The sequence below is a fragment of the Microcella sp. genome (assembly GCF_046296455.1).
Lineage (GTDB): Bacteria > Actinomycetota > Actinomycetes > Actinomycetales > Microbacteriaceae > Microcella.
The window spans coordinates 17,551-29,635 of the sequence record NZ_JBKBLF010000009.1 but is presented as its reverse complement, the minus strand read 5'-3'; the positions used below and the strand labels follow the sequence as shown (position 1 = coordinate 29,635).

General features: G+C 70.3%; 12 protein-coding genes. 6 read left to right on the top strand and 6 right to left on the bottom strand.

The features are described 5' to 3' along the window. Positions 1 to 31 precede the first annotated feature (31 nt). Positions 32 to 526, top strand: coding sequence for an FBP domain-containing protein (locus ACK4HH_RS06365; protein ID WP_409649676.1), 495 nt, complete (start codon positions 32 to 34; stop codon positions 524 to 526). A 44-nt stretch (positions 527 to 570) separates the two neighbouring features. On the opposite strand, the gene ACK4HH_RS06360 is transcribed toward ACK4HH_RS06365, so the two are convergent. After that, a complete protein-coding gene (locus tag ACK4HH_RS06360) occupies positions 571 to 792 on the bottom strand; it encodes a hypothetical protein (RefSeq protein WP_409649673.1) in 222 nt (73 codons plus the stop codon). On the opposite strand from ACK4HH_RS06360, the gene ACK4HH_RS06355 reads away from it, so the two are divergent. Continuing rightward, a complete protein-coding gene (locus ACK4HH_RS06355; protein ID WP_409649670.1) occupies positions 791 to 1,585 on the top strand; it encodes an alpha/beta hydrolase in 795 nt (264 codons plus the stop codon). The two genes, ACK4HH_RS06360 and ACK4HH_RS06355, sit on opposite strands and share 2 nt — an antisense overlap. On the opposite strand, the gene ACK4HH_RS06350 is transcribed toward ACK4HH_RS06355, so the two are convergent. Continuing rightward, positions 1,582 to 2,277 (bottom strand): hypothetical protein, encoded by a 696-nt coding sequence (locus ACK4HH_RS06350; RefSeq protein WP_409649667.1) that lies wholly within the window; start codon positions 2,275 to 2,277, stop codon positions 1,582 to 1,584. The two genes, ACK4HH_RS06355 and ACK4HH_RS06350, sit on opposite strands and share 4 nt — an antisense overlap. Before the next feature lie 52 nt (positions 2,278 to 2,329). Between ACK4HH_RS06350 and ACK4HH_RS06345 the strand changes: the two genes are divergently transcribed. Next, complete coding sequence (locus tag ACK4HH_RS06345; RefSeq protein ID WP_409649664.1) at positions 2,330 to 3,364, top strand: NAD-dependent epimerase/dehydratase family protein; 1,035 nt, start codon at positions 2,330 to 2,332, stop codon at positions 3,362 to 3,364. On the opposite strand, the gene ACK4HH_RS06340 is transcribed toward ACK4HH_RS06345, so the two are convergent. Both ACK4HH_RS06340 and ACK4HH_RS06335 read right to left on the bottom strand, forming a co-directional pair. Then, a complete protein-coding gene (locus ACK4HH_RS06340) occupies positions 3,331 to 4,020 on the bottom strand; it encodes a potassium channel family protein (RefSeq protein ID WP_409649661.1) in 690 nt (229 codons plus the stop codon). The genes ACK4HH_RS06345 and ACK4HH_RS06340 overlap by 34 nt on opposite strands. Positions 4,021 to 4,048: 28 nt before the next feature. After that, positions 4,049 to 4,603 (bottom strand): TetR/AcrR family transcriptional regulator, encoded by a 555-nt coding sequence (locus ACK4HH_RS06335; protein WP_409649658.1) that lies wholly within the window; start codon positions 4,601 to 4,603, stop codon positions 4,049 to 4,051. 50 nt (positions 4,604 to 4,653) lie between these two features. Here ACK4HH_RS06335 and ACK4HH_RS06330 point away from each other — a divergent pair, with 50 nt between their 5' ends. From ACK4HH_RS06330 to ACK4HH_RS06320, 3 genes are all read left to right on the top strand, one after another. Continuing rightward, positions 4,654 to 5,301 carry a DUF2461 family protein gene (locus tag ACK4HH_RS06330; protein ID WP_409649655.1) on the top strand — a complete coding sequence of 216 codons (648 nt, stop codon included), beginning with the start codon at positions 4,654 to 4,656 and terminating at the stop codon, positions 5,299 to 5,301. Positions 5,302 to 5,414: 113 nt separating this feature from the next. Continuing rightward, positions 5,415 to 6,362 carry an SDR family oxidoreductase gene (locus ACK4HH_RS06325; protein ID WP_409649652.1) on the top strand — a complete coding sequence of 316 codons (948 nt, stop codon included), beginning with the start codon at positions 5,415 to 5,417 and terminating at the stop codon, positions 6,360 to 6,362. Between the two features lie 28 nt (positions 6,363 to 6,390). Beyond that, complete coding sequence (locus ACK4HH_RS06320; protein WP_409649650.1) at positions 6,391 to 7,704, top strand: MFS transporter; 1,314 nt, start codon at positions 6,391 to 6,393, stop codon at positions 7,702 to 7,704. Between the two features lie 10 nt (positions 7,705 to 7,714). On the opposite strand, the gene ACK4HH_RS06315 is transcribed toward ACK4HH_RS06320, so the two are convergent. Continuing rightward, positions 7,715 to 9,730 carry a putative bifunctional diguanylate cyclase/phosphodiesterase gene (locus tag ACK4HH_RS06315; protein WP_409649647.1) on the bottom strand — a complete coding sequence of 672 codons (2,016 nt, stop codon included), beginning with the start codon at positions 9,728 to 9,730 and terminating at the stop codon, positions 7,715 to 7,717. Further along, entirely contained in the window at positions 9,727 to 12,027 is a 2,301-nt protein-coding gene (locus ACK4HH_RS06310; protein ID WP_409649644.1) for a glycosyltransferase, read from the bottom strand. The genes ACK4HH_RS06315 and ACK4HH_RS06310 overlap by 4 nt, the downstream gene beginning before the upstream one ends. Positions 12,028 to 12,085 lie beyond the last annotated feature (58 nt).

Here is a 12,085-nt window from a genome sequence, read left to right as displayed (position 1 = left end):
GCTCAGCGGGCGTGACGTACGCTGAGAGGCGATGAGAGAGCTCACCGCCGAACAGATCCGCGCCAGCATGGTCAACGCCAGCGAGGCCGAGATCGAGCGGATGCCCCTGCCGGGCCTGCACGAGACCGTGTGGGCCGACCGGGAGTACCTGGGGTGGCGCGACCCGGCCGGTTCGCCCCGCGGCTACATCGTGCACTGGGTCGACGACCGCCCCGTCGGCATTCTCGTGCGGGCCGCGAGCACGGCGCTGCGGCCCGGCATCGGCGCGATGTGCTCGCTGTGCCACACGCCGCAGCCCTCGACCCAGGTGGTCATGTTCAGCGCACCGCGCGGCGGCGAGGCCGGCCGCGAGGGCAACTCGATCGGCACCTACATCTGCGCCGATCTGGCGTGCTCGATCATGATCCGCATCGTGCCGGGCACGAGCGAGCTGACCCTCATGCGCGACGAGCTCGTGGCGCGCCGCAGCGCGGGGCTGCGTCAGCGCCTCGAGAACTTCACGGCGAACATTCTCAAGACCGCCTGACAGGCGGCAGGATTCTGACGACCACTGAGCCGGCGGCCAGGGCGTCAGCGCGAGTCGCGCCGACCCATGAGGTGGAACGGGATGGCGAGCGAGAGCGACGCCGACATGATTCCCGTGAAGAACACGATCGCGGCGAACTCTTCGGGCACCGCGTAGGCGTATGCGAACAGCACGAACGACGACACGAAGAGGAAGATCGACACGGCCACGGCGAGAATGTTCATGATGGCTCCATTGTGCCAGGTCTGCTCGGGATAATGGCGCATGACCTCTGCTGACGCCGCCGTCGATTCCCGCCGCCACCGCCCCGCCGGGCGCATCCGCCGCCGCGTGCGGGCGATCGGCCTCGGCGCCCTCTCGGCCCTCGCGCTCGTCGTGCTCGGCTTCCTCATCTGGGCGAACACGCCGTACCGCGCCGAGCGCGGCCCCGTCATCGAGGTGTGGGCGAACGGCGACGTCGAGGTGCAGTACCTCGACGAGGGCATTCTCATGACGCCCGCCGCCGACGCGATCGATCTGCCCGCGAGCCCGACCGGTCTCGTCTTCGTGCCCGGGGCCCGCGTCGAGGCGCACGCCTACATGCTGCAGCTCAGTGGCGCGGTCGACGAGCACGGCATGACGGTGCTCATCACCGAGCCGACCCTGAACCTGGCCTTCTTCGACACGCGCACCCTCGACCAGTTCACGACGGCCGCGCCCGAGGTCGACCGCTGGTTCGTGGGCGGGCACTCGCTCGGGGGTGTGCGGGCGTGCCTCATGACGCCCGGCGCCGAGGTCGAGGGCCTCGTGCTCTTCGGCAGCTACTGCGCCAACGACCTGAGCGGCGCGGGCCTCGAGGTGCTCAGCATCGCGGGCGAGAACGACGCACTCTCGACCCCCGCGATCATCGACCAGAACGCGGGGATGCTGCCGGCCGACACCCGCTTCGTCACGATCGCGGGCGCGAACCACGCGAGCTTCGGCGACTACGGCCCGCAGGCGGGCGACGGCGAGCGCACGATCACGAGCGCGCAGATGCGCGCCGAGCTGACCGTCCTGCTGGGCGAGCTGCTCGACTAGTCCTTGGCGGTCGGCTTCGCGGTAGCGGGCTTAGCGGCCGCCGGCGTCGCCGCGTCCGGCGTGGCGACCGCGGGCTTGCCCGCGTCCGGCTTCGCAGCCGGGGGCGGCACAGCGCCGGGGGCCGGCGCCGACACGACGGCGGGGATCTTCTCGCGCTGAGCGAGGGCGACGAACCACCAGATGAGCGACCCGACGAGAATCCCGCCGACAAGCGCGATGACGGGCGTGAGCAGCACGGGGCCCGCGAGGCGGCTCTCGGTCAGCAGGTTGGCAAGGCCGACGTAGACCCAGAACAGCGCGATGTCGACGAGCGCGGCGATGCCCACGGCCGCCATCGTGACCTTCCAGGGGGCGCGCAGGCCCGCGGCCGAGAGCATCCACCCGCTCACCAGGATGGCGAGGCCGATGAGGATCAGGCTGCCGATAAGGAACGAGACCACGACCCAGAACAGCAGGTCAGAGCCGCCGTCGAGGGCCCGCAGCACCGCGTTGGGGTCGTCGCCGCCGAGGCCGCGCGTGATGGTGCCGATGATGTTGCCGAACAGGGCCGTCGCGACGAGGGCCGCGAGCGACATGCCGAAGGCGAACCAGCCGGTCTGGAAGATCGTGTGCGCGACCGCGCCGGCGATGAGAGCGCTCTGCGTCTGGTTGCGGCTGAGCGGCTGCGTGGTGCGGGGCTGGGTGGTCGCCATGGGGCTCCTCGACTCGAGTGGACCCTGCGAATCTAGCGCCTAGAGTGTCGGGATGCAGAAGAATGCTCTGCTCGTCGGCGGCTCGGGGCAGATCGGCTCGGCGGCGGCGCGCGCGCTGCTGGCGGCCGGCTGGAGCGTGACGATCGCCCACCGCGGAACGCGCCCGCTGCCCGCCGATCTCGCCGGCCACGCGGCGTCGCTGCCGCTCGATCGTGGCGACGGGGATGCCCTGGCCGCCGCCGCGCGCGGCCACGACCTCGTGCTCGACTGCGTCGCCTTCGCCCCGGGCGACGTGGCGGCTTACACGGCCCTCGCCGGCGAGGTGGGATCGCTCGTCGTCATCTCGACCGCCTCGGTGTACCTCGGCAGCAACGGCACGTGGATGGATGCCGCCACGGGCGACGACGACTTTCCGCGTCTCGCGGTGCCCGTCACCGAGGACCAGCCGATCGTCACGGCCGAGGTCGAGGGCTACTCGCCGCAGAAGGCCGCGATGGAGCGGGCGCTGCTCGCGGTCGACGACCTGCCCGTCACGATTCTGCGGCCGGGCGCCATCCACGGCCCCGGCTCGCCCGCGTTGCGCGAGTGGTACTTCATCAAGCGCGCGCTCGACGGCCGGCGCCGGGTGCCCCTGATCGACCGCGGCGAGAGCCGGTTCGCGACCTCGGCGACGGCCGTGATCGCCGAGCTCGTGCGGCTCGCGGGCGAGCATCCGGGCCGCCGCGTGCTCAACGCCGTCGACGAACCGGCCCCGACGGTGCTCGAGATCGGGCAGGCCGTCTTCGCCCACCTGGGCCACAGCGCCGAGTTCGACCTGCTGCCGCGCGGCGCGGGCGGGCCCGAGAGCGGCGTGGGGCAGACCCCGTGGTCGGTTCCTGTGCCGGTCGTGCTCAGCATGCAGGCGGCGCGCGAGCAGCTGGGCTACGTGCCCATCGGCAGTCACCGCGCGACGATCGGGCCGGCGATCGAGTGGATGCTCGAGGCCGTCGCCGACGCCGACTGGCGCGAGCGGATTCCCGGCCTCGCGCGCTACGGCGCCGAGGGCTGGTTCGACTACGCCTCAGAGGACGCGCTGCTCGGCGAGTGAGGCTCGGTCGGCCCGCGCTGGTTGCCGACCCGCTCGGTGATGTACGACACGACGATCGCCGAGGCCGTGCCGACGATGACGATGCCGCCGCCCATGAGCAGCACGGCGAGAAAGCGTCCCGTGCCCGTCACGGGGTAGGTGTCGCCGTAGCCGACCGTCGCGAGCGTGACGACCGCCCACCAGAGCGAGTCGCCGAAGGTGACGATCGTCGCCTCGGGCGCATCGCGCTCGACCTGCAGAGTCGCGAGGGCGATGACGTAGACGTAGACGACGGCGTAGACGAGCGCGTGAGCGACGACCGAGCCGCGCACCGCCGCGCCCGAGCGGCCCCGCAGCACGGGGATGTACCGCAGCAGGCCCGCGACGCGCAGGGCGCGGAAGAGGGGCACGAAGAGCGCGAGCACATCGAGCGGGTGGGTCAGCAGAAAGCGCACGCGCCGCCCGCGCTCGCTCAGCGCCGTGCGCGCGACCATGTCGACGGCGAACACGATCCACGTGCCCACGACCACGACGGCGAGCAGGATGACGAGCCAGGGCTCGGGCTCGGTTACGAGCACCCAGGCCGAGTAGGCGGCGAGGAACAGCAGCCCGAGCACGGCGAGGGTCGACGACGTGCGGGCCTCCCAGGCGAGGCGGCGGGGGTCGAGCGTGGTCATCGGCAGGCTCCTTGTCGAGCTCGGGCGCTCAATTGTGCCGCGCGGGCGGGGGCCCGAGCGGCGCGACGCGCTCGACGAGGCGGGCGATGAGCGCGTCGGAGGCGGGGCGGGCGTGCACGAGCACGCTCGTCATGATGGGCCCCTCGAGTTCGAGCACGAGGTCGTCGACCTCGGCGGTTGCGACGCCGTGCTCGACGAACAGCGCCCGCAGCGGGGCGCAGCCCTGCTCGACGAGCCGCGCGCGCAGCGCGCGCATGCCGTCATCGACGGCCGCACGCTCTCCGAGGGCGAGCAGGATCGTGGCGAGCGGGCCGTGCTGCAGGGCGTCGCGCAGCTGCTCGAGGTGGGCGCGAACATCCGTCGTGAGCCGGCCCGTGCGCGCGTAGGTCGGAAAGCTCGCGCTCGCCAGGGCGTCGTGCAGCAGCTCGTCGGCGTTCGGCCAGTGCCGGTAGATCGTGCGCCGGGCGACGCCGCTGACCTCGGCCACGCGCGTGGGCGTGATGGCGACGAGACCCTCGTCGAGCAGCACCGCGCGCGCGGCCGCGAGCACCGATTCGCGCGTGCGGGCGATGCGAGCATCCACGGCATTCTCCCAGTTGTGACTCGATGTGTGTCACTTCTACGATGTGACACATGATGAGTCACAATCTAGCCGCCGCGGGGTCGTGGTTCGAGCGCGCCGCGGCCGACAACTCGCGCGAGTTCTGGGCGCGCGAGAAGCAGCGCTACGCCGACGAGGTGCGCGCGCCCTTTCTCGCCCTGCTCGGCGCGGTCGACCCCGACACCGCCGCGTGGAAGGTGTACCGCCCCCACCACGACACGCGGTTCTCGGCCGAGAAGGGCGTGCTCAAGACGTTCATCGGCGCCCTGCGCATCGAGCCCGACGGCACGGGGCGCTACCTGCAGCTCGATGCGCGCGGCGTACTCGCCTCGAGCGGAATGCCCTACCTCGCGCCCGATCAGCTGGCGCAGTGGCGGGCCGCGCTGCTCGACGAGCGCGGCGAGCACTTCGTGCGCGCGGTATCGGCGGCGCAGGCCGCGGGCGGCACCCTGAAGAGCGGGTACCCCGAGCCGCTCGCGACAGCCCCGCGCGGGGTGCCGCGCGACCACCCGCGCATCGCCTGGCTGCGCTGGAAGGGCGTCGAGGTGTTCGGTCGCCTGCCCCACCCGGTCGACGACGCCGCGGCCCGGGTGTCCGCGATCTGGAGCGCGGGCGAGCCCGTCGGCGCGTGGCTCGCGACGGCCGTCGGGCCGAGCGCGATGGAGCGCCCGCGACGGTGAGTCGGCACTGAGTCGGCACTGGGTCGGCGGTGGGTCGGCGCACCGACCGCTCCCAGGTCGGGCCGGGCTCCGAATGATGAGATGACAGCACTCATCCTGACGACGGAGACCCCATGCCCCGCACCGCCCTCGACACGACCGTTCCGAACCTGACGGGCCGCTTGGCCGTCGTCACGGGCGCCAATAGCGGCCTCGGTTTCGGCCTCACCGGCCGCCTCGCCGCCGCGGGGGCCGAGGTCGTCATGGCCGTGCGCAACCGCGAGAAGGGCGAGCGTGCGCTCGCCGAGCTGCAGGCGCAGATTCCGGATGCGCACCTGCGCCTGCTCGACCTCGACCTGGCCTCGCTCGCGAGCGTGCGCTCGGCCGCGCAGAGCCTGCTCGATGAGGATCGCGCGGTGGACATCCTGATCAACAACGCCGGCATCATGGCCGTGCCCGACCGCCGCGAGACGGCCGACGGCTTCGAGCTGCAGTTCGGCAGCAACCACCTCGGGCCGTTCGCGATCACGGGCCTGCTGCTGCCGGCCCTGCAGCGCGCCGAGGCCCCGCGCGTCGTCTCGACGAGCAGTCTCGCCGCCAACGCCGGGCGCTGGCAGTGGGACAACCTGCAGGCCGAGAAGAGCTACAGCGCCTGGGGCGCCTACGGGCTCTCGAAGCTCGCCAACCTGGTCTTCGCGCGCGAGCTGCAGCGCCTGAGCACGCTCAACGGCTGGGGCGTCACGAGCACCGCGGCGCACCCGGGCGGCACGGCGACGAACCTGCAGACGACGGGCCCGCGCGACGGGCGCGCGCCGAGCCCGGCCCAGCAGCGCCGCACGGCCCGATTCATGCAGGGTGTCGACACGGGGATCCTGCCCTCGCTCTACGCGGCGACGAGCCCGAAGGCGACTCCCGGCGGGTACTACGGGCCGAACGGTTTTCTCGAGGTGCGCGGCCTGCCGGCCCCCGCCCGCCTGCCGCGCGGTGCGCGCGACGCGACCGCGGCCGTGCTGCTGTGGGATGCCTCGGAGCGACTGACGGGCGTTCGGTACGCCGAAATTGCTGAGACAGTGTCTCGATAGCTCAAAAAACGCGTAGCTTGGAGCTACTGTGACTGCTCCTGCCGCCGCGCGCCGCGGCCACCTCGTCGACCTGCGCCCGCTGCGAGAGAGCCCCGCCTTCGCCCGCATGTGGGCGGGGGCCGCGATCACCGGTATCGGCAGCCAGATGACCATCGTCGCGGTCGGCCTCGACATCTACGACCGCACCGCGTCGACCCTCGCCGTCTCGCTCGTCGCAGCCTTCGCACTCGGGCCCATGATCATCTTCGGCCTGTACGGCGGCGCACTCGCCGACCGCTTCGACCGCCGCCGCGTGGCTCTCGTCGCAGCCTTCGCCGCGTGGGGCTCGACCGCCGCCATCGCCCTCTACAGCTGGCTCGGCGTGCCCGACATCTGGCCGCTCTACGCCTTCATCACCGTCAACTCGGTGGCCGCCGTCATGGTGCAGGTCGCCCGCCAGGCGATGGTGCCGCGCCTCGTGCGCCTCGAGCTGCTGCCCGCCGCCGGTGCGCTCGGCGGCATCAGTGCGGGCGTGCAGCTGACCGTCGGCCCCGCCCTCGCCGGACTCGCCGTGGCCTACCTGGGCTTCAGCGTCACCTACACGGTCGACGTCGTGCTGTTTCTCGCCGCGTTCTACGGCCTCTACACGCTGCCCGCGATGATCCCCGAGGGCGATCGCCGCCGAGCCGACCTGCGCTCGATCGTCGAGGGCTGGCGGTTCTTGCGGGTCGCGCCGAATATTCGCGCCTCGTTCGTGCTCGACATCGTCGCCATGACCTTCGGCAACCCGCGCGTGCTCTTTCCCGCCATCGGCGCCCTGCTCATCGGCGGCGGGGCCGTCACGGTGGGCATCCTCTCGTCGGCCGGGGCGGTCGGGATGCTCGTCTTGGGCCTGCTGTCGGGTCGCGTCGCCGCGGTGCGCGCGCACGGAAAGGGCATGGTGATCGCGGTCGCGGCATACGGCGCGAGCATCCTGCTCTTCGGGGCGCTGCTGCTCGTCACCGCGGTGCTGCCGATCGAGGTGGGCACCGACATCACCGAGGCCAACGTGCCGGCGCTCGTCATCGCCTCGGTGCTGCTCGCGCTTTCGGGCGCCTCTGACTCGGTGAGCATGATCTACCGCACCACCATGATCCAGGCCGCTGTGCCCGACGTCATGCGCGGGCGCCTGCAGGGCCTCTTCACGGTCGTCGTCAACGGCGGACCGCGCGTCGGCGACCTCTACATGGGCGCGCTCAGCCTCACGCTGCTGCTATGGTTCCCTCCCCTGCTCGGCGGGCTGATCATCATCGTCGTCTGCGCGGTGTTTCTGCGCGTGTACCGCAGCCTGCGCGACTACGACGCGCTCGACCCGCAGCCGTGATCGGCGCGCCTCAGTGACGGCCCGCTGCCTCCTCCATCAGCCATGACGTCAGGAGCGTGGCCGCCTCGGCGTTGCCCTCCGGGTCGTCGTGCATCCGGTCGTGAACCTCAGAGATCTGCCGGTCGGCGCCCGCGAAGAAGGCGGTGAGCGGGCACCTCTCGCGCGGCGGATGCTGGGAGCCGTCCCCCCGCATCCGACTCCAGTGGTAGGCGAGCGCCCCGAGCGCGGTCGTGATGCGGTCGGCGACCACCGGGACAGACACCGACTCAATCCAGTCCACGACATCCTCCGGCGGCATGGGCCGCGCGAAAAGGTACCCCTGACCGAAGTGCGCTCCGAGCACCGCGCTCACCTCTAGGCGCTCGCGGTTCTCGATGCCCTCGACCGTCACGCCGTAGCCGAAGTCGGCCCCGAGCTTGGTGATCGCGGCGAGCACCGTGATGACGTGCAGGGCGCGGGTGTGGATGTTGTCGAAGATGTGCCGATCGATCTTGATGACGTCGAAGGGCAGTTCGGTCACGCGCTTCAAGGTGCTGTATCCCGAGCTGATGTCGTCGAGGTGCAGCTTGACCCCGAGCCGCACCAACTCATCGATCGCCTCATCGCTCGCGCTGAGCTCGATCTCGCGCGTCTCAAGAAGCTCGAGGCTGAGCCTGCTCGGGTCGACCCCTGTCAACTCGAGGGCATCGATGACGAGCTGAGCACTGTCAGGCGATGCGAACAGCTCGGGAGGGACGTTGACCGACACGCTCAGTTCGTGGCCCCGTTCCTGCCAGCGGGCGACCCAGTCGAGCGCGTTGTGGATGCCGATCCAGAACACCTCGTGCAACTGTTCGGGCGTGTAGTTCGGCAAGAACTGGTCGGGCATAAGGAGCGAGCCGTCGGGGCGACGGATGCGCGCGAGCGCCTCGAACTGCGTCACGCTCCCCGTCTGCAGGTCGACGATGGGCTGCATGAACATCGTGAGCGTGCCCTCGACGTGATGCGCCGGCGCACCCTGGTAGTCGAATCGCTCCTCGGCGGTCGCGTCCGTCGGCATCGTCGGCGGCGCTGAGGGTGCGGGCGTCGCCAATTCGTACCAGTCCACCGCACCCCGGCGCTCCTTCGCCGTGTACAGGGCGCGATCGGCCGCGGCGTAGAGCGAGCGACTGTCGACGCCGTCGGTCGGGTACATCGCGACGCCCATGCTGGTCGTGATCGCCACCTCAACGCCGCCAGACAGAGTCATAGGTCGCACGATCTCAGCCCGGATCCGGCGTGCCACATCGGCGAACTGCTGCGTTGCCCGGTCGGGATCGAGGTCGGCGACGATGAGCACGAACTCGTCTCCGCCGGGGCGTGCGACGTGATCGTTGCGTCGCAGGGCCCCACGAATGCGAGCCCCCAGCTCGATCAGCACCTCATCACCAGCCGGGTGCCCGTGGTCGTCATTGATTGCCTTGAAGTGGTCGAGGTCGAGCAAGCCGACCGCCACCACTGCACCGCTCTCATCAGCCGAGGTGAGGCTGCGACGGAGCAGTCGTCGCGTGCCCTCCCGATTCGGCAGGCCTGTCAAGGGGTCGTGGCTGGCCGCGTGGGAAAGCCGTTCGCGCTCCTCGACGCTGTCGGTGACGTCACGCTGAACGCTGACGAAGTTGGTGACCTGACCCTCGTCATCGAACAGCGGTGTGATCGTGAGGTGGTTCCAGAATGTCGACCCGTCTTTGCGGTAGTTCAAGATCGTTCCCTGGAAAACCGTGCCCGCGCTCAGCGCGTCGCGGATGTGCTGAATCGTCTCGGGCGAGGTTTGCGGGCCCTGGAGGAAGCGGCAGTTCGTGCCCACGATCTCGTCTTGCCGGTAGCCGGTGATCGAGGTGAACGCCGAGTTGCTATAGATGGTGTTGCGGTGCGCATCGGTGATGAGCGAGCCCTCGCTCACGGTCTCGAGCGCGCGCGCCAGCAGCAGGGGCGAGACCTCGGGAGCGAGACCGGTCGGAACCGGGCGCGTCACCGCCGGGGTGTGCGGGTCGAGCGTTGAGTCGGTCATCGAGTCACCTTCTGCGAAGCGGCTACCGGTTCGAACTTCAGGCCAGCGATGTGGCGAGCACCACGGTTCTCGATCCAGCGCACGGTCGCTGTCCGCGGCGCAGCGATCGTCGAGTCGTCGAGGTGCGACTCGCTCAAGTCGATCAGCAGGCTGTCTCCCACGACAAGGGTCATGCCGGCACTGACGCGAATCCGGCACCCGCCGAAACTCAGGTCTTCGAGATGAACGCGCTCGACCTCGTCGCCCCGACTTACAACCGCGATGCCGCGAGTCTCGAGTCTCGGTTCCGAGCGCTGCCACGGGCGCACCCGCTGCGTGGCACCCACGAGCGTGCGACTCGCCGCTCCCCAGACACGGGCGGCGTCTTCACGATCGCTGCGCACCCACGTCGGCGAATCGGTGATGTGGCGCATGACGCCGATCATGTGCGTCGGTGTGGGGTTCGAGAACTCGAACCCCACCATCAGTCCTGACGGCTCCTCCGAGGCCCAGCGCACGACTCCGGGCACCGCGCCGACGTCGACGATCTCGAGCTGCGGCTGCGCCCTCGGAGCGTTGAGGGTGAACGAGCGATCACCATCCACCGGCCACGGCACGACGACCCGGGCGCCGCCCGAACTGAGATCGACGACGCGGGCCGGCCGAGCATCCCCCCGCCACAACGCTGCAGTGGCGCGAACCTGCACCTCGGTGCGCTCGGAGCGACGGTGCCGAGGGCGTTCGAGGCACACGAGCACGGCCATCGTGAGGCCGACGATGTTGTAGAGGGTCCAGAACGAGGTGATGAGCAGCGCGTCGACGCTGTAGCGGTCGGCCGACCACCACCACGCGTTGAGCAGAGCCAGCACCGACAGCAGCACGAGCGCGATGTTCGGGGCGGCGATGCCGAGCCGGAAGTTCAGGCTGCCGCTCGAGACGCCCTTCGGCGTGACGGCGAAGGCCTTGTTGCTCAGACCCACCCACTCGGCGATCACGGCGAGCGCGACGGTGGGCGCCATCGCGGTCTCGTAGACGTGGGTCCACAGCGCGCTGCGGCGTCCGCCCGAGATGAGCTTCATGCCCCACATCGAGGTGACGAAGTAGGGCAGCCACATAACGAGCACCGACGGCACATCGGCGTCGACGACCGTGATGCCGCCCAGCAGGTACAGCAGCGGCGCGATGACGAAGACCATCTTGAGAATGCCGAAGTGCCAGTAGATGATGCCGTCGATGTAGAGCCAGCGCTGCATGAACGACAGTCCGGGCAGGGTCGCAGGGTTCCACTTTCGGGCCGTCTGGATGTTGCCGCGGCTCCAGCGGGTGCGTTGCGTCAGCAGCGTCGCGAAGCTCTCGGGTGCGAGCCCTGCGGCGATCACCTGCGGAACGAACTCGCTCCGGTAGCCAGCCGCCTGCAGCAGCATGCCCGTCGCCATGTCCTCCGTGATGACCCCCGTGGCGAAGCCGCCGATGTACTCGAGCGCTGAGCGCCGGAAGACGGTGTTGCTGCCCACGTACATCACGGCGTTGTAGGCCGCCTTGCCCTGCTGCATGCTGCGCATGAAGTAGTCCTGCTCGTTGGGCAGCGAGCGGCCCGAGAACAGGTTGTACTGGAACGGGTCTTCGTTGTGGAACGCCTGCGGTGCCTGCACGTAGGCCATGCGCGGGTCGTCGAAGTACCCGACGGTCTCCTCGAGGAAGTTCGCGCGCGGGATCATGTCGGCGTCGAGCGTGACGACAAGGTCGCCCGTCGTCAACGAGAGCGCGTTGTTGAGGTTGCCGGCCTTGGCGTGCTGGTGCTCTGTGCGCGTCAGGTGCACGGCGCCGTAGCGCTCAGCGAGCTCGCGAATGGATGCGCGGCTGCCGTCATCGCACAGGTAAACCGTGAACTGGCCGGGGTAGCGCATACCCATCGCGCCCGCGAGGGTCGGCTCGAGCACCGATACCGACTCGTCGTAGGTCGTGATGAAGACGTCGACGGTCGGCAGTTCGCTCGCCCCGGTCGTGGCGAGGGTGCGCGATCGCACGGGAGGACTGCGCCGCCAGCCGGTGGCGATCGTCGCGATGACCTGCACGGCCCCCACGATCTCCGCCGTGATGAGAAGAATGCCCGCCACGGTCGACGGCCACGAACCGGTCGGGATCGTCTCGACAAGGCGCCAGGTGAGATAGGCCACGGTGGTGAGGGCCACGAGCAGGAGAGCGACCCGACGGCCCGCGAGCGGCCATCGGCGCGCGAGAAGCAGTGCGAGCCCCATCACGCCGACGACGGCGATGCCGTACGCGCCGCTGAACGGCCACAGCCACGGCTCAGTCATGCACCCCCCCTTCATGGTTGCTGCACTCACCCGAACGGTAGACCTGCAGCGCGCGCGC